Genomic DNA, 23,146 nt, shown 5'->3' on the forward strand with positions numbered 1-23,146 from the left:
AGATGAGGCGCGCGCCGGCGCCGGGCGCCAGCGGCGGAGAAAAGACGGGCATTGTAGCGAAATGCGCCGCCAGCGGCCATCCCACGCGGCGGCACAAAGACGGCGACCCGGCCGGTGGCCGGGTCGCGCGAGGCGGAGCGTCCGCGGTGTCTGACAAGGCGGCGGCTAGAAGCGATAGTCCACCGACAGCGCGAAGACGTCGGCTTCCACCTCGTACTCGCCGGACAGGTTACCGCGGCTGGCGTTCTCGTTGGTCAGGGTGGCGTCCTGGTCCATGTCGACGTCGTCGCCGAAGATGCGCAGATAGCCGGCGGTGATGCCGAGGTTCTCGGTCGGCTGGTAGGTGGCACCGAGAGAGGCCCAGCGGCGATCGGCGTCCGGCACCCGCGGGGTGCGATGCCGTGCATCCGGCACCGGGGTCTGGTCGATGCCAAGGCCCCCGCGCAGCGTCCATTGATGCGTCAGCGCGTAGTTCGCCCCCACCGAGAAGGCCCAGGTATCGTCCCAGTTCTCGGTGGTGGTGCTATCCGGCGTATTGTCGTTGAACTCGACAGTCAGCTCGTCGAAGCTGCTCCACTCGGTCCACTCGGCGTTGGCCATCAGCGCCAGCCGATCGGTCAGCTGGTGATAGACGCCCAGATTCAGGTTGGCCGGCGTGGTCAGCTCCGCCTTGCCACCGCCATTGGTGAAAGTATTCGTCAACTGGGCACCAGCCAGCGCTTGCTGGCCGGCGGCGCTATCGGAACTGAAATCGACGTCACCATCGAGCGTCAGATCGATCTCCGAGCGATAGCTGACGCCGAAGCGGGTCCGCTCGGTAGCCTGGAAGAGGGCGCCGAGGGTATAGCCATAGCCCCAGTCGTCTCCTTGGACTTCAGCCATGGCATTTGCCGCCCCAGCCGCCATCGGATTCCCCCCGATCGTTGCCATGTCCAGTGCATTGGACAAAGTCGCATCGGCGTACTGGGCACGCAGCCCCACGGCCAGATTGAGCCGCTCGGTGGCGCGATAGTTGAGCGTCGGCTGGATATCGATCGTCGTCAGCTCGGTCTCCACGGCGTGGTAGCGACCGATCCAGTCCTCGTCGTACTTGGTAGAAAGGCCGTAGGGCGAGTAGATCGCTAGCCCCAGGTCCCACTGATCGTTCAACTGCGTCTTGGCGGCGAAGCTCGGCACCCAGGCGGACTCACCCCCCTCGCCGGAGGCGCCGGCCGTGTACGGGATGCCGGCCACGTTCGAAGCCTCGGCGTCGTGCAGCTCGAAGGTGGCATCGATATAGGCCACCCCGCCGGCGACCTGATTGCCGTTGATATTGCCGATGGCGGCCGGGTTGTAGGCCATGAAGCTGACGTCCTCGGCACCGGCGGCGGTGTTGGAGAAGGCGTTGGCCAGGGTCTTGGCGCTTTGCTCGCGCACCTGGAAACCCGCGGCGGAGGCCTGGGCGGAAACGAGCGCCGCGGAGGCCAGGGCGACGGCGGCGGCGAGCTTGCGAGACGTGAAAGGCAGGGGCATGGCGCGGCTCCTAACGTTGCTGTTGTTATGGTGATGACGCGGCTGCCCGACAGTGTCGTCAGAACTCATCGCAAGGATCAAGGACAAACGACCGTTTAAATCCGATTTTTCCTAATACTTTGGTGGCACGCTCGTTTCATCTTCATGCGCAACAATGACTTGCCTTCTCATCCTGCCCACCCTTCCGAGCCCTGCGCCTCCATCTTGACCCTTGTGTAACCCAAGGGTTTTACACTCTGAGTATTCCCTTATCAGGAGACGCAAGGCATGAAGGTCAGCGAACTCGCCCGCCAGGCCGGCGTCACCGCCGAGACCGTGCGCCACTACACTCGCGAGGGGCTGCTGCGACCCGAGCGGAACCCGGACAACGGCTACCAGCTCTTCGACGATGCCGACCTGCGCCGGCTGCGTTTCATCCAACGCGCCCGCACCCTGGGCTTCGGCGTCGCCGAGATTCGCGAGATCCTCGAGCAGTCCGACCACGGCGACTCCCCCTGCCCGCTGGTGCGCGATCTGCTGGCCCGGCGCCTGCCGGAGATCCGCCACCGCATCCGCGAGCTCGAGGCCCTGGCCGAGCGCATGGAAGAAGCGCTGGCAGCCTGGGAGCACCTGCCCGACGGCATCCCGGACGGCCACAGCCTGTGTCGCCTGATCGAGAGCTTCCCCGAGCCGCTGGAGCCTACCGCCAGGAAAGCGGCGCCCAAGGAGACATCGTCATGAGCACAACGACACGCCTCGAGCGCACCGTGCCCGGCATGAGCTGCCAGGGCTGCGTGAAGCGCATGCGCGAGGCCATCCAGGCCGAAGACGCCGAGGCCGAGGTCACCGGCACACCGGCCGAGCGTCGCCTCCAGGTCATCTCCTCGCTCGGCGATGCCGAGCTCGACCGCGTGCTCGCGGACGCCGGCTATCACGCCGAGACGTCGTCCATCGAGCCGACCGCCAACGCCGAGACCAATGCCGAGCCGGCCCCCGGCTCCGCGCCGGAACCGGCGCCGACATCGACGGCGGCGTCCGCTGGCGACGGCGCCACCACTCAACGCCTGTCGATCACCGGCATGACCTGCGCCGGCTGCGTGAAGAGCGTGCAGCAGGCGCTGGAGCGCACGCCGGGGGTCGAATCGGCCACGGTCAACCTCGGCAACCACACCGCCCAGGTACGCGGCAGCGCCGACACCCAGGCGCTGATCGACGCCGTGGACGCGGTGGGCTACGGCGCCGAGCCGATCCTCGACCTGCGCCAGGCCGAGCAGGTCCGGGCCGAGCGCGACGTCGAGGAGTATCGCCGCCGGCTGCGCGGCAGCGTCCTGTCGCTGGCATTGGCCGTGCCGCTGATGGTCAGCATGTTCGTCTACCATCCCCAGCCGCTCGGCGCCGGGCGCTGGTTCTGGCTGACAGTGGGCCTGCTGACCCTGGCGGTGATGGCCGGGCCCGGCCGGCACTTCTTCCGCAACGCCTGGAAGAACCTGCGCCATCACCAGGCCAACATGGACACCCTGATCGCCATGGGCACCGGCACCGCCTGGCTCTACTCCATGGCGGTGGTGGCCTTCGCCGAGGCCCTGCCCGAAATGGCCCGCGGCCTCTACTTCGAGGCCTCGGCGATGGTGATCGGCCTGGTGCTGCTGGGCAACGCCCTGGAGCTGAAGGCCAAGGGCCGCACCAGCGACGCCCTGCGCCGCCTGCTCGACCTGCAGAGCCGCACCGCCCGGGTGATCCGCGACGGCCAGGAGCAGGAGGTCGAGATCGACGAGGTACGCGAGGGCGACCGGCTGCGCGTGCGCCCCGGCGAGCGCCTGCCGGTGGACGGCGAGGTGCTCGAGGGCGAGAGCCATCTCGACGAGTCCATGCTCACCGGCGAGCCCGCTCCGGTGGCCAAGGCGGCCGGCGACGAGGTCAGCGCCGGCACCGTCAACGGCCAGGGCGGGCTGGTCTATCGGACCACCCGAGTCGGCGCCGACACCCGGCTCGGCCGCATCACCGAGCAGGTGGCCCGCGCCCAGGCCTCGCGGCCGCCCATCGGCCGGCTCGCCGACACTATTTCCGGCATCTTCGTGCCGTCGGTGATGATCATCGCCGTGCTCACCGCGCTGATCTGGTTCAACGTCGGCGCCGAACCGCGGGTGCTGCACATGCTGGTCACCGCCAGCACCGTGCTGATCATCGCCTGCCCCTGCGCGCTGGGCCTGGCCACGCCGATCTCCACCATGATCGGCGTCGGCAAGGCCGCCGAGCACGGCGTACTGGTGAGAAGCGGCGAGGCGCTGCAGACCGCCAGCCATCTCACCACCCTGGTGGTGGACAAGACCGGCACCCTCACCGAGGGCAAGCCGCGGCTCACCGAGGCCGAGGTGCTGACGGGCGACGAGCAGGAGGCACTCGGCTGGGTGGCGGCGCTGGAGCGCGGCTCCGAGCACCCGCTGGCCACCGCCCTGCTCGCCCACGCCGAAGCGCAGAACGCTGAAGCGGCCGAGATCCAGGACTTCACCAGCGTGACCGGCGGCGGCGTGCGAGCCCGCACGGCCGACGGCCGAACGCTGCTGCTGGGCAACGCCCGGCTGCTCGAGGAGGCCGGCATCGATCTGGCCTCGGGCCAGGCGCGCGTCGAGGCGCTGGAGGGCCAGGCGCGCACCGTGGTCCAGCTGGCGGTCGACGGCGAGCTCGTCGCCCTGTTCGGCGTCAGCGATCCGCTGCGCGCCGATGCCAAGGCCGCCGTCGCGCGCCTGCGAGACGAGGGACTGACCCTCGTGATGCTGACCGGCGACAACGCGCACACCGCCCGCGCCATCGCCGACGAGGTCGGCATCGACGAGGTCCGCGCCGGGCTGCTGCCCGAGGACAAGCACGCCGAGATCGAGCGGCGCCAAGCCAACGGCGAGACGGTCGGCATGGTCGGCGACGGCATCAACGACGCCCCGGCCCTGGCCCGCGCCGACGTCGGCTTCGCCATCGGCCAGGGCACCGACGTGGCCATCGAAAGCGCCGGCATCACCCTGATGCGCGACTCGCTGCACGGCGTGGCCGACGCCATCGCCATCAGCCGCGCCACCCTGACCAACATCAAGCAGAACCTGGTGGGCGCCTTCGGCTACAACGTGCTCGGCATCCCCATCGCCGCCGGCGCGCTCTACCCGCTGACCGGCAGCCTGCTGTCGCCGGTGATCGCCGGCGCCGCCATGTCGGCCTCGTCGATCACCGTGGTCGGCAACGCCAGTCGCCTGCGCAGGTTCCGCCCCCAGGGGGTCGCCGCGCCCGACGAGACCTCTTCTTCCGGCAAACAGGAGGCATCCGCATGAGCTGGATCGTCAATCTCGCCGGCCTGGCGCTGATCGCCCTGATCGCCTGGTGGTTCTGGGGCCAGCGTTGACCGACGCCCGGGACCGCCGGCGCTACGCTTGAGAGATGAAGCCAAAGGGAGGATCCCCGATGCCCGAACTCAACGGCGTGCTGGAAACGGCCCTCTACGTGGCGGACATGCCCCGGGCCCGGCGCTTCTTCGAGACGGTGATGGGGCTCAGCCCCTTCAACGCCGACCATCGCTTCACCGCCTATGACGCCGGCGCCGGCACGGTGCTGCTGCTGTTTCTCGACGGCGAGACCAGCGAGACGGTGGTGCTGCCCGGCGAGATGGGCACCATCCCGCCCCACGACGGCGCCGGCCGGGTGCACATGGCCTTCGCCATCGCCGCGCCGGCGCTGCCCGACTGGGAGGCCCAGCTGGGCGAGCACGGCGTCGGGATCGAGGGCCGCACCCACTGGCCGCGGGGCGGTGAGAGCGTGTATTTCCGCGACCCCGACGGCCACCTGCTGGAGCTGGCCACGCCGGGGGTATGGCCGACCTACTGACCGCTTAACGCACCGCCGCGGCGTGCTCGACCATCAGCTGCAGCGATTCGCGGCCGCGCCAGCGGTTGCGGTTGAGCTTGTAGGCGCAGTGCAGCCGGTCGCCGACGCCGAAGGCCGGCACCTCGCCCGGGGTCAGTGCCCGGAACCAGATCGCCCTGGTCGACACCGGGCCGGCCGAGAGCTCCATCATCAGGTGATTGCCCTCGGCGCCCACCGGGCGCAGCGACTCCACCAGGAACTCGCCTTCGAACAGCGGCGGGTCGAACTCGCGGCCGTAGGGCCCGAGCGCCTCCAGCTCGTCGAGGGTGGCGAGGCTCAGCTGGGCCGGTGCCAGTTCGCCGTCGGTGAAGACCTTCGGGAACAGCTCGGTGTCCCCGAGCTGCTCGCTAACCGCCTGCAGGAAGGCGGCGCGGAAGGCCTCGAGGGATTCCACCGGCACGCCGACGCCGGCGGCGCCGCGGTGGCCGCCGAAGCGCGGCAGCGCCTCGGGGGCGAGCTCAAAGGTGCGCTGCAGGGCGTCGCGCAGGTGCAGCGCCTCGATGGAGCGCCCCGAGCCGGTCAGCATGCCGGCCTGGGCGGCCGGGGTCAGCACCAGGGTCGGCCGACCGAAGGCCTGCACCAGCCGTGAGGCGACGATGCCCTGCACGCCGGGATGGCCGTCCTCCAGATAGACCACCAGCGCCGGCGCGTCGTCGGCCAGCTGCGGCCGGGCCAGTGCCCGCGCCTGCTCGGCCATGTCGGCCTCGATGGCCTTGCGCGACTGGTTGTCCTGGTCGAGCGTTTCCAGATGCCGCGCCGCCGTGGCGTCGTCCGCCGCGAGCATGAAGTGCAGCGCGGCGTAGGGATCGTCGAGCCGCGAGCGGGCGTTGATCCGCGGGCCCATCTGGAAGGCCAGGGTCTCGGCGTCGAAGGGCACGCTGTCGGCGCCCAGCCGTTCGGCCATGGTCCGCCAGCAGGCCGCCTCCATGCGATTGATCAGCGCCAGTCCCTGGGTGACCACGGCGCGGTTGGCGGCACTGCCGCCGAGCGACACGCAGTCGGCCACGGTGCCCAGCGCCACGTAGGAGAGCCAGGGCGAGAGCTTGGGCGTGGCGGCCGCCAGCACGCCCCACTCGATCAGCACCGACCGGGCCAGCGACATGGTCAGCCAGGCGACCATGCAGCCGGCAATGGTCGGGTCCGGGTAGTCACAGTCGTCGCGGGTCGGGTTGACGGTGGCGAAGGCCGAGGCCGGCGGCCCCTCCACCGGCAGTGCGTGGTGGTCGCTGACGACCACGTCGATGCCGGCGGCCTTGAGCCGGGCGATGCGCGGCTCGTCGCTGCTGCCACAGTCGGCGGTGATCACCAGGCTCGGCCGCGGCGAGAGCTTCAGCGTGCGCTCCACCAGCGGCAGGCTGATGCCGTAGCCGTCGTGGATGCGGTGGCCGATCAGGCTGTGCAGCCTGTCTTCCGGCACGCCGAACAGCTCGTTCAGGGTGCGCCGGATCACCACGTGGGAGGTGATGCCATCGACGTCGTAGTCGGTGAGGATGCCGATGTGATCGCCCTCGACCACCGCCTGGGCGATGCGCTCGGCCGCCGGGCGCGCGTCCTTGAGCCGCTCGGGGTGCGCCAGGTGGCGAAGGCTCGGCGACACCAGCGGCGCAAGCTCGCCGGCATGACCAGACAGACGCCCGGCCAGCACGCGGGCCTGCAGCGGCGTCAGCCCCTCCGCCAGGGCACGGGCCTCCAGGGCCTCGTCGCGGGGGCGCGGCAGGATACGGGTCGTCAACGCGTCTTCGGATACGGGCGTCGGGGTAGCGTCCACGGAAACTCCTGGAGATGACGGCAAGACGCCCGGCGAACCGGGCGTCATGGGGGCAACGGTGATACCGGGGAACCGCCGGAGACGGGCGCCCCCGGAGCGGCCTGCGAGCCGGGACCGACTCAGCGCCGGTTGTCGGCCACGAACTGCTGCACGGCGGCGAGCTCGGCCGGCAGCACGCTGTAGCGCTCCTCGCGCTCCAGCAGGTCGTCCATGTGCGGCGGCAGCGGCACGCCCGGGAAGCCGGCCTTGACCACCGCCTCGGCGAACTTGGCGGGATGCGCGGTGGCCAGGGTGACCATCGGCACGCTGCCGTCACCGCGCTCGCGCTCGGCGGCGCGATAGCCGGTGGCGGTGTGCGGGTCGAGGATCTCCTGGGTGCGGTGATGGGCCTCGCGGATCACTTCCAGGATGGTGGCGTCGTCGATGCTGTGGCTGGCGAACATCTCGCGCAGCCGCGCCAGCGGCGCATCGGCCAGCGCCGAGGGCTCGTCCTGGAAGCGCTCGAGCAGTTCGGCCACGGCCGCGCCGTCACGCTGATAGGCCTCGAACAGCAGACGCTCGAAGTTGGACGACACCACGATGTCCATGGACGGCGCCAGGGTCGCGACCAGTTCCTTCCTGGAGAAGTCGTTGTCGGCCAGGGTGCGGTGCAGGATGTCGTTGGCGTTGGTGGCGATCACGAAGCGCTCGACCGGCAGGCCCATGCGGTAGGCCATGTAGCCGGCGAAGACGTTGCCGAAGTTGGCCGACGGCACGCAGAAGCTCACCTTGCGGTGCGGCGCGCCGAGCGCCACGGCGGAGGCCACGTAGTAGACGATCTGGGCCATGATGCGCGCCCAGTTGATCGAGTTCACCGCCACCAGCCGAGTGCCGTTCAGGAAGTCCTGGTTGGCGAAGCTGGCCTTGACCATGGCCTGGGCGTCGTCGAAGTTGCCCTCGATGGCGACGTTGAACACGTTGTCCGCCAGCACGGTGGTCATCTGGCGACGCTGGACCTCGGACACCCGCTCGTGGGGGTGCAGAATGAAGATGTCCAGGTTGTCGCAGTGGCGGCAGCCCTCGATGGCGGCCGAGCCGGTGTCGCCGGAGGTGGCGCCCATGATCACCGCACGCTCGCCGCGCTTCTTGAGGAAGTGGTCGAGCAGCCGGCCGAGCAGCTGCAGGGCCACGTCCTTGAACGCCAGCGTCGGGCCGTGGAACAGCTCGAGCAGGAAGTGGTTGGCATCGAGCTGGTTCAGCGGCACCACGGCGTCGTGGCTGAAGGTGGCGTAGGCGTCGCGAACGATCTCGCGGAAGGTGTCGTCGTCGATCTCGCCGCCCACATAGGGCTGCATCACCCGGAAGGCGATCTCAGCGTAGGAGCAGCCAGCCATGTCGGCCAGCTGCTCGTGGCTCAGCTGGGGGACGGTCTCGGGCACGTAGAGGCCGCCGTCGCTGGCCATGCCGGTGAGCACGACCTCCTCGAAGGAGAGCGCGGGCGCCTGCCCGCGAGTACTGATATAGCGCATCATTCCACTCCGTGGGACTCGAGCTACGGGCTACGGGCTACGGGCATATCGCTGCCCGCCGCCCGCTGCCCGAGGCACGCGGCCGATGGTTATTGATTCTCTTCCAGCGACTCGACGCGAATGCGAGTGACGGAACCGGCGATGTCGGCCATGGCCTCGATCTTGCGGATCGCCTCGTTCATGTGCTTCTCGCGGGTGCGGTGGGTCATCAGGATGATCGGCACCAGCTCGCCCTCGGTCGCCTCCTTCTGGATCAGCGCCTCGATGGAGATGCCTTCCTCGGAGAGGATGGTGGCGACGCGAGCCAGCACGCCGGGACGATCGACCGCCAGCAGACGCAGGTAGTAGGCGGTGCTGATCTCTTCCATGGCCAGGATCGGCGGCTGGTCGGCGTTCTCGCCGATGCCGCTGAAGGCCAGGTAGGGCACGCGGTAGTGGTGGTCGGTGGCGATGTCGCGGGCCACGTCGAGCACGTCGGCGACCACCGCGGAGGCGGTCGGCTCGGCGCCGGCACCGGCGCCGTAGTAGAGGGTCGGGCCCACGGCGTCGCCCATCACGGCGATGGCGTTCTTGACGCCGTGCACGTTGGCCAGCAGCCGCTCCTTGGGAATCAGCGTCGGATGCACGCGCAGCTCCAGGCCCTCGTCGGTGCGCTTGGAGATGCCCAGGTGCTTGATGATGTAGCCCAGGTTGTCGGCCTGCTCGACGTCCTCGGCGGTGACCCGGGAGATGCCCTCGGTGTAGGCCTTCTCGAACTGCAGCGGCACGCCGTAGGCGATGGAGGCCAGGATGGTCAGCTTGTGGGCGGCGTCGATGCCTTCCACGTCGAAGGTCGGGTCGGCCTCGGCGTAGCCCAGCGCCTGGGCCTCGGCCAGCACGTCCTCGAAGGCGCGGCCTTCGTCGCGCATGTGGGTGAGGATGAAGTTGCCGGTGCCGTTGATGATGCCGGCCAGCCACTCGATGCGGTTGGCGCCCAGACCCTCGCGCAGCGACTTGATTACCGGGATGCCGCCGGCCACCGCGGCCTCGAAGGCCACGATCACGCCCTTCTCGTGGGCGGCCTGGAAGATCTCGTTGCCGTGCACCGCGATCAGCGCCTTGTTGGCGGTGACCACGTGCTTGCCGTTCTCGATGGCGGTCAGCACCAGCTCGCGGGCCACGTCGTAGCCGCCGATCAGTTCGACGACGACGTCGATGTCGGGATTGGCCGCGACCTCGAAGATGTCCTGGGTCGTCTTGATGCCGGTGACGTCACACTCGGGGTTCGGCGTGCGGAAGGCCACCTGCTCGATGACGATCGGACGCCCCGCCCGACGGGCGATCTCGTCGGCGTTGCGCGTCAGTACGTTGAAGGTCCCGCCGCCGACGGTGCCCAGGCCACAGATTCCCACTCTCACCGGTTTCAATGTCTTTCCCCTCGTTACTGCTTGGTGTCTCAGCGATGTTCGACCCGAAGGCCCGCGCGCTCGATGGCGCGCCTATTCGTCGTTCAGGCCCAGCATGGTCGCCAGGCGTTCGGCCGGCACGTAGCCGGGCACCAGGCGCCCGTCGGGCAGCACGATGGCCGGGGTGCCCTGCACGCCCAGCTGCATGCCCAGATGATACTGTTCCTCGACCGGATTGTCGCAGCTTGCGTTGCCTTCGAGCGCCTCTTCGCGCTTGGCCGTCGACATCGCCTCGCTGGGATTGTCGGCGCACCAGACCTGCTGCAGCTCACGGGCCCCCGGCGAGCTCATCCCGCCGCGCGGAAAGGCCAGGTAGTCGACTTCGATACCCATCTCGTTGAGGCGCGGCACCTCCTCGTGCAGGCGGCGGCAGTAGGGGCAGGTGGTGTCGGTGAACACCGTGACCCGCGCCTTCGGCTCGTCGGTGCCGCGGAAGATCACCCGCTCCTCGTCAGGGATCGCCGCGACGCGGGCGGCCCGCTCGGCGTTGCGCGCCTGCTCGGAGAGGTTCACCAGCCCTCCCTCGGCGTTCTCGTAGAGGTCGCCGACCAGGAAGTAGCCGCCATCGGCATCGGTATAGAAGCGCTCGCCGGTTTCCAGTCGCACCGCGTAGAAACCCGCCAGCGGGGTCTCCTCGATATGCTCCACCGGCATCTGCTGGCCGTCGACCTCGAGACGTTCGGTCAGCCGCTCGATGGCCGGGTCCTGGGCCAGGGCGGGGAGTGACAGAGCGGCGAGCATACCGCCGGCGACAACACGGGAGATGGGTCTCATGATTCAGCCTCGGGGATGATGATCGGCGTGCAGGACCTCGAGCCGGGCCTGCGCGACATGGGTATAGATCTGCGTGGTCGACAGGTCGCTGTGACCGAGCAGCAGCTGTACGACACGCAGATTGGCCCCATGATTCAACAGATGGGTGGCGAAGGCGTGGCGCAGGGTGTGCGGCGACAGCGGGCGATCGATGCCGGCGACCAGGGCATGGGCCTTGATACGGTGCCAGAAGGCCTGGCGCGTCAGGCAGGCGTCACGCCGACCGGGAAACAGCGCCGGCCGAGACGGGTCGTCCATCAGCGCCGCACGCCCGGTACGCAGGTAGCGCGACAGCCAATCCACCGCCTCTTCGCCGAGCGGCACCAGGCGTTCCTTGTCGCCCTTGCCGCGCACCCGCACCACGCCCTGGCGCAGGTTGACGGCGTCGGTGGTCAGCCCGACCAGCTCGCTGACGCGCAGCCCGGCGGCATAGAGCACCTCGAGCATGGTGCGATCGCGCAGCCCCAGGTCGCTGCCGAGGTCCGGCGCGGCCAGTAGCCGCTCCACCTCGTCCTCTTCCAGGGTGTCCGGTAGCGACGGCCGGGCCGGCGGCAGCTTCACCTCGGCGATCGGGTCGTGGTCGATGCGCCCCTCGGCCAGCGCCCAGCGGTAGAAGCGTCGCAGGCTCGACAGCAGCCGGGCATTGCTGCGCAGCTTGTAGCCGTCGTCACGCCGGGCGTCGAGCCAGGCCGGCAGGGCCTCGGCGCCTGGCGCCAGCAGCGTGGCGTTGCGCCCGTCTAGCCAGGCCGCCCAGGCGGTCAGGTCACGGCGATAGGCCGCCAGGGTGTTGTCGCTGGCGCCCTCTCCCAGCCACAGGTCATCGAGGCAGGCCTCGATCAGCGCCAGGGCCTCGTCAGCGATGGTCGTCATGGCGTTCCTCGCCCCCTGAACGACGAAACCCCGCCCCGCGACTGCGGTGACGGGGTTGCGATGTCACGCGGACTGACAAGCCGCGTCACCACTGGCCGGCGAGGCGTCGCCTCAGGCCAGCTTTTCCTTGATGCGGGCGGACTTGCCGCTGCGCTCGCGGAGGTAGTACAGCTTGGCCTGGCGAACGTCGCCGCGGCGCTTGACGCTGATGGAGTCGACCAGCGGGCTGTAGGTCTGGAAGGTCCGCTCGACGCCGACACCGTGGGAGATCTTGCGCACGGTGAAGGCGGAGTTCAGGCCGCGGTTACGCTTGCCGATGACGACGCCTTCGAAGGCCTGCAGACGCTCGCGGCTGCCTTCCTTGACCTTGACCTGGACGGTCACGGTGTCGCCCGGGGCGAATTCCGGCACTTCCTTGCTCATCTGCTCGGCTTCGAGCGCCTGGATCACCTTGTTCTTGCTGCTCATGACTTAACTCCTCGATAACATGCATGATTCGCCGATCCGGCAGTGGATGGCCGACGAATCGTGATCCCGGCGCTCGAATGCCTCGACGCGCGGGAGTCCTGTTGGTGACGCAGGTCACCGCCTCTCGTGGCGTGTCCTGCACCTCCGCCCGGCCTAGTCGCCTTCGGCCGGCACGTACTCCTCGATGAACTCCTTGAGCAGAGCCTGCTGCTCGGCGTCCAGCGTCCTGCCCTCGAGCAGGTCGGGTCGCCGGAGCCAGGTCCGCCCCAGGGACTGCTTGAGCCGCCAGCGCCGGATGGCGCCATGGTGGCCGCTGAGCAGGACATCCGGCACCCGCCGCCCGTCGATCACCTCGGGGCGCGTGTAGTGCGGACAGTCCAGCAGTCCGTCGTTGAAGGAGTCCTCGACCGCGGAATCCTGATGGCCCAGCACGCCAGGCACCAGCCTTGCCGCGGCATCGATCAGCACCATCGCCGGCAGCTCGCCGCCGCTCAGCACATAGTCGCCGATCGACCATTCTTCATCGATGTCGGCTTCAACGACCCGTTCATCGATGCCTTCGTAGCGTCCGGCCACCACCACCAGGGGTGGGCCTTCCGCCAGCTCCTGCGCGCCGCGCTGATCCAGCTGACGCCCCTGGGGCGAAAGATAGATCACCTTCGGGCGTTGCCCGGTGGCGTCCTCGGCCCGCTCGCGGGCATCGTGGATGGCCGAGCGCAGGGTGTCGACCTTCATCAGCATCCCCGGTCCGCCGCCGTAGGGGCGGTCGTCCACGGTGCGATGCCGGTCGGTGGCGTAGTCCCGGGGATTCCAGAACTCCAGGGCGATCTGCCCCTTGTCCACCGCTCTGCCCGTCACGCCCTGACGGGTCAGCGCCTCGAACATCTCGGGGAACAGCGATACCACACCGACCCACATGGAGGCGTCGCTGCGACTCAAAAGTCCGGATCCCAGTCGACGGTCATCACGCCGGCCTCGAGATCCACCTTCTGCACGACCTCGTCGGGCAGGAAGGGCAGCAGTCGCTCGCGATCGTCGATGGCGTCATGCCCCTTCACGACCATGACGTCATTGGCGCCGGTCTCGAAGAGGTAGTCGACGCGGCCCAGCGTCACGCCGTCGCGGGTCACGACCCGCAGGCCTTCCAGCTGGTACCAGTAGAACTCGTCGTCGCCGTCGAGTTCGGGCAGCTCGGCCGTGGGCAGCAGCACTTCGGCGCCAGCCAGGGCCTCGGCCTGATCTCGACCGTCGACGCCTTCCAGGCGGGCCACCAGGCCCTTGCCCTGCGGGCGTCCCTGGACGAGACAATAGCGCACGAGACGGCCCTGATGACGCAGCACCCACTCGTCGTACTCGAGGATGCCTTCCATCGGGCTGGTGTACGAATACACCTTCAGCCAGCCCTTCACACCGTAGGGGCTGGTCAACTTGCCCAGCACCACGTGCTCATTGGCCGGTGTCGGCTCGACGCCTGCGCTCATCGCGATCCTGCCTCAGACATTCGGGGCATCAGGCCGATCAGGCCTGCTTGCGGGCTTCCTTGACCAGCTCGGCGACGCGGCCGGACAGCTGGGCGCCCTGGTCCTGCCAGTGCTGAACGCGGTCGAGGTCGACGCGCAGACGCTCTTCCTGGCCGCGGGCGACCGGGTTGAAGAAGCCGAGACGCTCGATGAAACGGCCGTCACGGGCCTTGCGAGAATCGGTCACGGTGAGGTGGTAGAAGGGACGCTTCTTGGCGCCACCACGTGCCAGACGAATGGTAACCATGCGTTGACTGTCCTTCGGTTGAGTTACGGAGGTTGTCGGTCGGGGCCAGGCCCTCGACAATCGGATCGACCGCACCCCGGAGGGTGCGCCGCCGGGTGTTCGGTCACGAGAAGGCCCGCGAAAAACGCGGACCTGCCAGTGAAGACGCCGCATTCTACGGAAATCTCCCCGGCTTGGAAACCTTTTTGGGCCGCGGGACGGGGCCCTCAGCGTCGCGGCAGACCGCCGCCAGGGCCGCCCATGCCGCCGGGACCGCCCATCCCCCCCATGCCGCCGGGGCCTCCCGGGCCACCGCCGCCCATCATGCCGGACATGCCGCGCATCATCTTCTGCATGCCGCCTTTCTTGCCGGCCTTCTTCATCATCTTCTGCATCTGCTTGTGCTGCTTGAGCAGGCGATTGAGATCCGGCACCTGCAGGCCGGCACCGGCGGCGATGCGACGCTTGCGCGAGCCGTTGATGATGTCGGGGTTGCGGCGCTCCTTGGGCGTCATCGAGTTGATCAGCGCCTCGAGCTTGCCCATCTCCTTCTCGGGACCCGGGCCCTGGGCCATCTCGGCCATCTGCCCCATGCCGGGCAGCTTGCCGAGCAGGCCGCCCATGCCGCCCATCTTCTTGAGCTGCTGGAGCTGGTCGCGGAAGTCCTCGAGATCGAAGCCGTCGCCCTTCTTGACCTTCTTGGCCAGCTGCTCGGCCTTGCCCTTGTCGACGGTGCGCTCGGCCTCCTCGATCAGCGACAGCACGTCACCCATGCCGAGGATGCGCGAGGCCACGCGGTCCGGATGGAAGGGTTCGAGGGCGTCGACCTTCTCGCCCACGCCCATGAACTTGATCGGCTTGCCGGTGACGTGACGCACCGACAGCGCCGCACCGCCACGGGCGTCGCCGTCAGCCTTGGTCAGGATGACACCGGTCAGCGGCAGCGCCTCGTGGAAGGCCTTGGCGGTGTTGGCGGCGTCCTGGCCGGTCATGGAGTCGACCACGAACAGCGTCTCGTCCGGCGACACGGCGTTCTCGAGGGCCTGGATCTCGGCCATCATCGCCTCGTCGATGGCCAGACGGCCGGCGGTGTCGACGAGCACCACGTCGTGGAACTGGATCTTGGCGTGCTTGATCGCCGCCTCGGCGATGGCCACCGGCTGCTGGTCGCTGCTCGACGGAAAGAAGTCGACCTCGACCTCCTTGGCCAGGGTCTCGAGCTGGTCGATGGCCGCCGGGCGGTAGACGTCCGCGGACACCACCAGCACCTTCTTCTTCTCACGCTCGCGCAGGTAGCGCGCCAGCTTGGCCACGGAGGTGGTCTTGCCCGCGCCCTGCAGGCCGGCCATCAGCACCACCGCCGGGCGACCCTTGAGGGTCAGCCCCTCGTTGGCCTCGCCCATGATCGCCTCGAGCTCCTGCTGGACGATCTTGACGAACTGCTGGCCCGGCGAGAGGCTCTTCGAGACCTCCTGGCCCACGGCACGCTCGCGCACCCGGTCGATGAACGCCTTGACCACCGGCAGGGCGACGTCGGCCTCGAGCAGCGCCCGCCGGACCTCGCGCAGGGTGTCCTTGACGTTGTCCTCGGTCAGGCGCGCCTGACCCTTGATCGATTTGAGCGTCTGGGACAGACGATCGCTGAGATTCTGAAACATGGGGCCTCTCCGCAAACGATGGCCTGGGAAGCCGCATCAGCCCCCGGCATGACGCGTCCGGGCGGGACTTTCCCATAATGGGACGAAATTATACGCCTTGTGGCCGCGAGTCTCCATGGCAGCGGCCCGGGCCCGGCTGGGCGGCGCGTGGAGGATTCGGTATAGTGGCACCTCCATTTCCTCTTGCTGGACGCTGGCGAAGGCGCACGGATAGCCATCGATGTACGCGCTCCCCCTGGCCCTGGTGGCCTTCATCTTCTACATCGCCGCCGCTTCCTGGCAGGGCCTGACCCTGTTTCGACGCGTGGCACCGCGGGACACCCTGGTCCGCGGCCTCGGCGCCGCCGGCCTGCTCTGCCACCTGCCGCTGGCCGTGGGCCTGCTCGACGCAGGCGATTCACTGCAGCCAGGCTTCTCGACCAGCGTGGTGCTGGCCGGTGCCCTCGCCGTTCTGGTGCTGCTGCTCGTCAGCCTGTTCAAACCGGTGCTCAACGTCGCCACCGGGCTCTTCCCGCTGGCCGGCGCGGTACTGCTGCTGGCCATCGAGTGGCCGAGCCCCGAGAAGGGCAGCACCATGACGCCCGGCATCGCCCTTCACGCCCTGAGCGCGGCGCTAGCCTTCGCCCTGCTGGCCATCGCCGCCGTCCAGGCGGTGCTGCTAGGCGTGCAGAACCAGGCGCTGCGTCACCACCACATCCGCGGCGTGGTCCAGTCGCTGCCGCCGCTGACCACCATGGAACGGGTGCTGTTCGAGCTGCTCTGGGGCGGCATGATCCTGCTGACCCTGTCGATCGCCAGCGGCTTCGCCTTCGTCGACAACATGTTCGCCCAGCACCTCGTCCACAAGACGGTACTGTCGCTGGTCGCCTGGGTGATCTTCGCCGCCCTGCTGACCGGCCACCATCGCCTGGGCTGGCGCGGCATGCGCGCGGTGCGCTGGACCCTCGGCGGTTACCTGGTGCTGCTGCTGGCCTATTTCGGCAGCAAGTTCGTGCTCGAGATCCTGCTGGCGCGTCCTTGACACCACCGGTCCCCGTCCCTACAACTCAAGCCTTGATACGCGATTGAGGATCCTTCGACTTGAACGACGATTTCCCCCTGGGATTGCTGTTCGGCCTGCTGCTGCTGCTCATCTGCCTCTCTGCCTTCTTCTCGAGCTCCGAGACCGGCATGATGTCGATCAACCGCTATCGCCTGAGCCACCGGGCCAACGAAGGCGAGCGCCGGGCCCAGCGGGTGATGCGTCTGCTCGGCCGCCCCGATCGCCTGATCGGCGTGATCCTGATCGGCAACAACTTCGTCAACAACCTCGCGGCCTCGATCGCCACCATCATCGCGATCCACTTCTTCGGCGAGGTCTCCGGGCCCGCCGTCGCCACCAGCCTCCTGACCATCGCCATCCTGATCTTCGCCGAGGTCACGCCCAAGACCTACGCCGCGGTGAAGCCGGAGCGCATCGCCTATCCGGCCTCGCGAGTGCTGGAGCCGCTGCTCAAGCTGCTCTACCCGCTGGTGTGGCTGGTCAACGCCATCTCCAACGGCCTGCTGCGGCTGCTCGGGGTCAAGACCCTCGAGGGCGGCGGCGACAACCTGACCCGCGACGAGCTGCGCACCGTGGTCCATGAGGCCGGGCCGCTGATCCCTCGCCGCCACCAGGCGATGCTGGTATCGATCCTCGATCTCGAGAACGTCACGGTGAACGACATCATGGTGCCCCGCCACGAGGTGATGGGCATCGATCTGGACGACGACCTCGACGCCATCCTGACCCAGATCCGCACCAGCCAGCACACCCGCCTGCCGGTCTACAAGGGCGACATCAACAACATCATCGGCATGCTGCACCTTCGCAACGCGGCGCGCTTCCTGTCCCGTGGCGAGGTGACCAAGGCGGCCATCGTCCAGGAGGCGAGGGAGCCCTACTTCATCCCCGAGTCGACGCCGCTGCACACCCAGCTGCTCAACTTCCAGAAGCAGAAGCGGCGCATCGGCATCGTGGTGGACGAGTACGGCGACGTGGAAGGCCTGGTGACGCTGGAGGACATCCTCGAGGAGATCGTCGGCGAGTTCACCACCGACGTGGCCGGCCAGGACCAGGAGATTCACCCGCAGGACGACGGCAGCCACGTCATCGACGGCACCGCCAACATCCGCGACATCAACAAGTCGCTGGGCTGGCAGCTGCCCACCGACGGCCCCAAGACCCTCAACGGGCTGATCCTCGAGCACCTGGAATCCTTCCCCGACGGCCCGGCGTGCCTGCAGATCGGCGCGGTGCGCATGGAGATCCTCGAGGTGCGCGACAACCTGATCACCTCGGCGCGCTGCTGGCAGGCGGTACGCCTGCCGGCAGCGGCGAACGTCTGACTCAACGCCCGCGAGACGCGACCCAGCGATCGGCCTCGGCCTTGAGCGCCCGGACGCCCTCCTCGACCCGCTGGCGATCGGCCTCGGCCGGCGCCAGCGGGGTGCCGAAGTAAAGCGCCACCCGAGCCCGGAAGCGGCGCGGCGGCTTGGTCAACGCCCGACCGCCGTAGTGCGAGGTCCAGGAGCCCCACAGGCCGGCCAGCCCCGCCGGCACCACCGGCACCGGATCCCGGGCGAGGATCAGGTCCAGCCCACGCCGGAAGCGATGGATCTCGCCGTCGGTGGTCAAGCGCCCCTCGGGAAACACCATCACCACCTCGCCGGCGCGCAGCGCCCGGCTGACCTGATCCAGCGAACGGCGCAGCCCGCCCGGATCCCGGCGCTCGGAGTCCACCGGGATCGCCCCCACCAGCTTGAACAGCCAGTGCAGCCAGGGCGACTCGTAGATCGGCCGGTCCATCAGGAAACGCAGCGGGCGCGGGCTGGCGCCGCCCACCACCAGGGCGTCGACGAAGCTGACGTGGTTGCAGACCACCAGGGCGGGGCCGTGGGCAGGAATGTGGCGGCGGCCACGGAAGCGCAGCCGGTAGAGCAGGTGGATGATCAGGAACACCAGCCGGCGCAGCATGCGGCGCGGCGAGCGCAGGCACCAGCCCAGCGCGGCGGTCGCCGCCAGCGCCGGGAGCGCCCAGGTCGGCAGACCGGTCAAGAGATGTCGGACCCCGCCTTCAGGCCGGCCAGCAGGGTCGTCAGCAGCTGGTCGAGCAGCTCCTCGACCTCCAGCGGCTCGCTCTGCCAGTAGCCGAGGCGCTCGTTGAGCCCCAGCTGCACCAGGCCATGGACGCTACCCCACAGGGTACGCCCCAGCCGGCGTGCCTCGAGGTCGTCGAGGGTCGGCTGGTATTCCTTGAGGGTGTTCTCGACGCGCAGGAACAACGCCTCGATCATGTCGCTCTGACGCTGGTCGAGCTCGCCCTCCTGGGCCAGCGGATAATCGAACATCAGCTGCCAGCGGAACGGCTGGTGACGGGCGAACTCCCAGTAGGCCCGAGCCAGGGCCTTGAGGCGACCATCCGGTGCCGCCTCGTCGAGCAGCGGGTCGATGGCGGCGCGCAGGCTCGCCAGCGACTCGATGTTCACGTGCTGCAGCAGGTTGCCGAAGCTGCCGTACAGCTTGAGCAAGGTGCTGGGAGCGCAGCCGACGTCACGCGCCAGGGAACGCAGCGACAGCGTATGCACCGGCCGCTCCTGCAGCCAGGCATCGCAGGCGGCCATCACCTGGGCATGAAGCGCCTCGGGGGCGTGCTGTCTGGGACGAGCCATCGACATCCTCGCGGGCCGGGACGGCGCGGCACCACCATGGGCGGCGCCGGCCACGATCTGAAATGAAAACACTGTTTCCGCTAGCATATCGCGCCTGAAGCGCAACGCAAGTCCACCACGCCACGACGCTTTCCAGGCCGAGACGTCTTGGTTACCCTGACGCACCCAGCCCGCGGAGGTTCCATGGCCGGCCGTCTTTATATTCCGCCTCTCGACCTCGCCCGCCTGATGCCCGACCTGGGCATGGACGAGACGCCGATCACCGGCGTCAATCTGGCCCCGCGCCGCCCGCTGTCGATGATCCGTCTCGAGGCCGGCCGCCCCCGGCTGGGCCAGGCCTTCTGGGGGCTCACCCCGCCCTGGCTGGACGTATTGGACCACGCGCCGCACTGCGCCCGGGCCGAGTCGATTGCCTCGCGCCCCATGTTCCGCGAGGCCTTCGCCGCCCGGCGCTGCCTGGTGCCGGCGGCCGGCGTCTATGTCTGGAAGCCCCAGCCCCGGGCCAAGCAGCCCTTCCTGGTGACCCGGGCCGACCGCGGCCCGTTGCTGCTGGCCGGGCTGTGGTGCCGCTTCCACACCGATCTCACCGCCTTCCATGACTCCCTGGCGCTGATCACGGTGCCGGCCAACGACCTGCTGTCGCCGCTCACCGACCGCCTGCCGGCGGTGATCCCCCCCGCCAAGGCCGGGCAGTGGCTCGATCCGGCCACCCCGCCGGCGACGCTTCACGCGCTGCTGGCACCGGCGCCCGGGGAACTGTTGGGCGCCTTTCCGGTATCAAGACGTGTGAACGATCCCGGCTGCCAGGAGGCCGCCTGCGCCCATCCCGTCGGCCCCATGCTGCGCCGTCCATCGAAGGAGTGAAGATGACCCGACACCGCCGCCCTCACCGGGTACTGTCCCTCGCCCTGGCCGCGGCCCTGCTGCCGACGCTCGTCGCCGTCCCGGCCGCCGCCGATACCCAGGCGACGATCGACGTGCCGATCGCCAGCCCCTCGGATGACCGCGACTACCGGGCGCTGACCCTGGACAACGGCCTCACCGTGCTGCTGGTCAGCGACCCCGAGGCGGACAAGGCCGCCGCCTCGTTGAACGTGGACGTGGGCAGCGCCCAGGACCCGGACGACCTGGCCGGCCTGGCCCACTACCTGGAGCACATGCTGTTCCTGGGCACCGAGGCCTATCCCGAGGCCGACGCCTACCAAAGCTATCTGTCGCGCCACGGCGGCCAGCACAATGCCTACACCGCTTCCCAGGACACCAACTACTTCTTCTCGGTGGACCCCGAGGCCCTGGACGGCACCCTGGATCGCTTCAGCCACTTCTTCGTCGACCCGCTGTTCAACGCCGATCGACTGGCCAGCGAGCGCCAGGTGGTGCACTCCGAGTATCAGGCCCGCAAGCGCAACGCCGGCCGCCGCCACGCCTCGGTGCTCGAGGAGATGCTCAATCCCGAGCACCCCACGACGCGCTTCTCCGTGGGCAGCAACGAGACGCTGGCCGATCGACCGGAGGGCGAGCTCCCGCTGCGCCAGCGGGTGATCGACTTCTACGAGCGCCACTACGGGGCCAACGTCATGCACCTGGCGGTGGTCGCGCCCCAGCCCCTGGACGAGATGGAGGCCCTGGTGCGGGAGGACTTCGCCGACGTTCCCGACCGCGGCCTGTCGCGCCCCGAGATCGCCGCCCCGCTGGCGACACCGGCGCAGACGCCCGCCGCCGCCGAGCTGCACGCACTTCGCGACGACCGCCGTCTGACCTTCTACTTCCCGGTCCCCGATCCCGAGGCGGCCTATCGCCTGAAGCCGGCCAGCTATCTGGCCAACCTGCTGGGCCACGAGGGCGAAGGCAGCCTGCTCGACGCCCTGCGCGAGGCCGGCTGGGCCGACGGGCTTTCCGCCGGCACCACCCGCGGCGACGGTCGCCACGCCCTGTTCAGCGTCGACATCAGCCTGACGCCGGAGGGCGCGAAGCACCGCGAACGCATCCAGGCCAGCCTGTTCGCCGCCATCGGCGCGATCCGCGACCACGGCGTCGAGGCCTGGCGCTATGAGGAGCAGGCCCGACTCGCCGAGCAGGACTTCCGCTTCCAGGAGCACGGCAGCGCCCTGAGCACCGCCATGCGCCTGGCCACCGGCCTCTCCCGCTATCCGCTCAAGGACGTCATCTACGCCCCCTATCGCATGGACGGCTTCGACGCCGAGCGCATCAACGACTGGCTGGACGCGCTGCGCCCCGCCAACATGCTGCGCCTGTACAGCGGCCCCGAGGTCGAGGGCGACGCGCAGACGCCCTGGTTCGACGTCGGCTGGTCGCCGGCCGACCCCGGCGTCGGCGAGGCCGAGCCCCTGGCCGGCCTCGCCCTGCCCGAGCCCAACCCCTACGTGGCCGAGGACTTCACCCTGCTGGAGGGCAAGGACGAGGCGCCGGTGCAGCGCATCGACACGCCCGAGTTCGCCTTCTGGCAGATGCGCGATGACAGCTTCGGCACGCCGCGGGTCGAATGGCGTTTCAGCCTGCAGTATCCCGATGCCAGCCGGAACGCCCGGGACGCCGCCCTGTCGCGCCTGCTCGCCGGCTGGCTCGGCGACAGCCTCAACGAGGCGCTCTACCCCGCCCGCCTGGCCGGTCACGGCTTCGAGGCCTATGCCCACGCCCGCGGCATCACCCTGTCGTTCTCCGGCTGGCGGGACGGCCAGCAGGCGCTGATCGCGCGGGTGCTCGATCAGCTGCGGCACGGCACGATCGAGGCCGCCGGCGTCGCCCGGGTCCGCCATCAGCTGCGCCAGCGGTGGCGCAACGCGCCCCAGGACGACCTCTATCGCCAGGCCGGCCGTACCCTGACCGAGGCGCTGATCCGCCCGCAGTGGTCGCCGGAGGCGCTGCTCGACGCCAGCGACGCGCTGGACGCCGAGGCGCTTCGCGACTTCCGCGACGACTTCCTGGCGAACCTGCACCTGGAGGCCATGGCGGTGGGCAACCAGCACACCGAGGCCGCGACCCGCCAGGCCAGAGCGGTGGCCGAGGCGCTGTCGCCGCGGCTGGAAACCTCGGCGATCCCCGAGCTGACGCCGCTGCGCGTCGGCGAGGGCCTGCCGGCGCTGACCCCGGACACCGCCCGCGATGAATACCTGGTGATGCGCTACCTCCAGGGGCCGGACCGCTCGCTGGACAGCCAGTCCCGGCTGGCGGTGCTCGGCCGCCTGCTGGAGACGCCCTTCTATCAGCAGCTGCGCACCGAACAGCAACTCGGCTACATCGTCAACGCCGGCTACCGGCCGCTGCTCGACGCCCCGGGCCTCGGCTTCCTCGTGCAATCGCCCGGCACCGACAGCGCCACCATCCAGCAGCGCATCGACGCCTTCCTGACCGGCTTCGGCGATCGGCTGGGCGAACTCGACGACGAGGCCCTGACGCCCTATCGCCAGGCAGTCCACGACGACCTGCTGACCCGCGATCCCAGCCTCTCGGCCCGCACCAACCGGCTGTGGCAGGCACTGGCGATCAGCGGCGGCGACTTCGAACGTCGTCGGCGCCTGGCCGAGCGCGCCCTGACGGTGACGCCCGAGGCGCTGCGCGAGCTGTGGCCGAACCTGATCGACGGCGCCGCGGTGCAGATCACTCACGACCCGGGCGACGCCGCCAGTGACGTCATGGCGCTCAAGGCCGACCTGCCGCCGCTGCCCGACGGCGACGACTGAGGCATCGCCTTCCCCGACACGACGACGCCCGGCCGATTGTGAACTGACCCCCAATCGTTGGACGGTTGGTTCTCTTAACCGG

At 69.3% G+C, this 23,146-nt stretch carries 20 protein-coding genes; 7 read left to right on the plus strand and 13 right to left on the minus strand.

The genetic code is table 11. The annotated features are described in order from the left end of the window. Positions 1-165: 165 nt before the first annotated feature. Positions 166-1,512 carry an OmpP1/FadL family transporter gene (locus tag C9J49_RS01760; RefSeq protein ID WP_107181110.1) on the minus strand — a complete coding sequence of 449 codons (1,347 nt, stop codon included), beginning with the start codon at positions 1,510-1,512 and terminating at the stop codon, positions 166-168. A gap of 267 nt (positions 1,513-1,779) precedes the next feature. On the opposite strand from C9J49_RS01760, the gene C9J49_RS01765 reads away from it, so the two are divergent. The 3 genes from C9J49_RS01765 (at position 1,780) to C9J49_RS01775 (ending at position 5,358) form a co-directional block, all read left to right on the plus strand. Beyond that, positions 1,780-2,232, plus strand: a complete 453-nt coding sequence (locus C9J49_RS01765) for a MerR family transcriptional regulator (RefSeq protein WP_107181111.1) — start codon at positions 1,780-1,782, stop codon at positions 2,230-2,232. Then, positions 2,229-4,808, plus strand: a complete 2,580-nt coding sequence (locus tag C9J49_RS01770) for a heavy metal translocating P-type ATPase (protein WP_107181112.1) — start codon at positions 2,229-2,231, stop codon at positions 4,806-4,808. The genes C9J49_RS01765 and C9J49_RS01770 overlap by 4 nt, the downstream gene beginning before the upstream one ends. A gap of 130 nt (positions 4,809-4,938) precedes the next feature. Further along, positions 4,939-5,358 carry a VOC family protein gene (locus C9J49_RS01775; RefSeq protein ID WP_046078399.1) on the plus strand — a complete coding sequence of 140 codons (420 nt, stop codon included), beginning with the start codon at positions 4,939-4,941 and terminating at the stop codon, positions 5,356-5,358. A gap of 4 nt (positions 5,359-5,362) precedes the next feature. On the opposite strand, the gene C9J49_RS01780 is transcribed toward C9J49_RS01775, so the two are convergent. The 10 genes from C9J49_RS01780 to ffh form a co-directional block, all read right to left on the minus strand. Beyond that, positions 5,363-7,165, minus strand: coding sequence for a DHH family phosphoesterase (locus tag C9J49_RS01780; RefSeq protein WP_107181113.1), 1,803 nt, complete (start codon positions 7,163-7,165; stop codon positions 5,363-5,365). Positions 7,166-7,284: 119 nt separating this feature from the next. After that, positions 7,285-8,673: a threonine synthase gene (gene thrC / locus C9J49_RS01785; RefSeq protein ID WP_046078401.1), complete on the minus strand. Its 1,389-nt coding sequence runs from the start codon at positions 8,671-8,673 to the stop codon at positions 7,285-7,287. An 89-nt stretch (positions 8,674-8,762) separates the two neighbouring features. Next, the gene (locus C9J49_RS01790; protein WP_107181114.1) at positions 8,763-10,079 is read right to left on the minus strand and encodes a homoserine dehydrogenase; all 1,317 of its coding nucleotides are present in this window, start codon (positions 10,077-10,079) and stop codon (positions 8,763-8,765) included. Between the two features lie 72 nt (positions 10,080-10,151). Next, positions 10,152-10,892, minus strand: a complete 741-nt coding sequence (locus tag C9J49_RS01795) for a DsbC family protein (protein WP_046078403.1) — start codon at positions 10,890-10,892, stop codon at positions 10,152-10,154. Between the two features lie 3 nt (positions 10,893-10,895). Next, positions 10,896-11,801 (minus strand): site-specific tyrosine recombinase XerD, encoded by a 906-nt coding sequence (gene xerD / locus C9J49_RS01800; protein WP_246124684.1) that lies wholly within the window; start codon positions 11,799-11,801, stop codon positions 10,896-10,898. 111 nt (positions 11,802-11,912) lie between these two features. Next, the gene (gene rplS / locus C9J49_RS01805) at positions 11,913-12,269 is read right to left on the minus strand and encodes a 50S ribosomal protein L19 (RefSeq protein WP_035592776.1); all 357 of its coding nucleotides are present in this window, start codon (positions 12,267-12,269) and stop codon (positions 11,913-11,915) included. 153 nt (positions 12,270-12,422) lie between these two features. Then, on the minus strand, positions 12,423-13,187 hold the full coding sequence (gene trmD, locus C9J49_RS01810) for a tRNA (guanosine(37)-N1)-methyltransferase TrmD (RefSeq protein WP_035592778.1): 765 nt from the start codon (positions 13,185-13,187) through the stop codon (positions 12,423-12,425). Between the two features lie 17 nt (positions 13,188-13,204). Then, positions 13,205-13,750: a ribosome maturation factor RimM gene (rimM, locus tag C9J49_RS01815; RefSeq protein ID WP_107181115.1), complete on the minus strand. Its 546-nt coding sequence runs from the start codon at positions 13,748-13,750 to the stop codon at positions 13,205-13,207. A 37-nt stretch (positions 13,751-13,787) separates the two neighbouring features. Next, the gene (gene rpsP, locus C9J49_RS01820) at positions 13,788-14,036 is read right to left on the minus strand and encodes a 30S ribosomal protein S16 (protein ID WP_035592782.1); all 249 of its coding nucleotides are present in this window, start codon (positions 14,034-14,036) and stop codon (positions 13,788-13,790) included. Positions 14,037-14,242: 206 nt separating this feature from the next. Beyond that, positions 14,243-15,673 (minus strand): signal recognition particle protein, encoded by a 1,431-nt coding sequence (gene ffh, locus C9J49_RS01825; RefSeq protein ID WP_035592783.1) that lies wholly within the window; start codon positions 15,671-15,673, stop codon positions 14,243-14,245. Positions 15,674-15,893: 220 nt separating this feature from the next. Here ffh and C9J49_RS01830 point away from each other — a divergent pair, with 220 nt between their 5' ends. Beyond that, entirely contained in the window at positions 15,894-16,694 is an 801-nt protein-coding gene (locus C9J49_RS01830; RefSeq protein ID WP_035592785.1) for an inner membrane protein YpjD, read from the plus strand. Positions 16,695-16,753: 59 nt separating this feature from the next. Then, a complete protein-coding gene (locus C9J49_RS01835) occupies positions 16,754-18,040 on the plus strand; it encodes an HlyC/CorC family transporter (protein WP_035592787.1) in 1,287 nt (428 codons plus the stop codon). 1 nt (position 18,041) lies between these two features. On the opposite strand, the gene C9J49_RS01840 is transcribed toward C9J49_RS01835, so the two are convergent. Together C9J49_RS01840 and C9J49_RS01845 are read right to left on the minus strand one after the other, a co-directional pair. After that, positions 18,042-18,668 carry a 1-acyl-sn-glycerol-3-phosphate acyltransferase gene (locus C9J49_RS01840; RefSeq protein ID WP_035592814.1) on the minus strand — a complete coding sequence of 209 codons (627 nt, stop codon included), beginning with the start codon at positions 18,666-18,668 and terminating at the stop codon, positions 18,042-18,044. Between the two features lie 77 nt (positions 18,669-18,745). Beyond that, positions 18,746-19,363, minus strand: a complete 618-nt coding sequence (locus C9J49_RS01845) for a TetR/AcrR family transcriptional regulator (protein WP_035592789.1) — start codon at positions 19,361-19,363, stop codon at positions 18,746-18,748. A 183-nt stretch (positions 19,364-19,546) separates the two neighbouring features. On the opposite strand from C9J49_RS01845, the gene C9J49_RS01850 reads away from it, so the two are divergent. Continuing rightward, the gene (locus C9J49_RS01850) at positions 19,547-20,227 is read left to right on the plus strand and encodes an SOS response-associated peptidase (RefSeq protein ID WP_046078405.1); all 681 of its coding nucleotides are present in this window, start codon (positions 19,547-19,549) and stop codon (positions 20,225-20,227) included. A gap of 2 nt (positions 20,228-20,229) precedes the next feature. Then, positions 20,230-23,064 (plus strand): insulinase family protein, encoded by a 2,835-nt coding sequence (locus C9J49_RS01855; protein ID WP_107181116.1) that lies wholly within the window; start codon positions 20,230-20,232, stop codon positions 23,062-23,064. The last annotated feature ends 82 nt before the right edge of the window (positions 23,065-23,146 follow it).

The sequence above is a fragment of the Halomonas sp. SL1 genome (assembly GCF_003030865.2).
GTDB lineage: Bacteria > Pseudomonadota > Gammaproteobacteria > Pseudomonadales > Halomonadaceae > Halomonas > Halomonas halophila.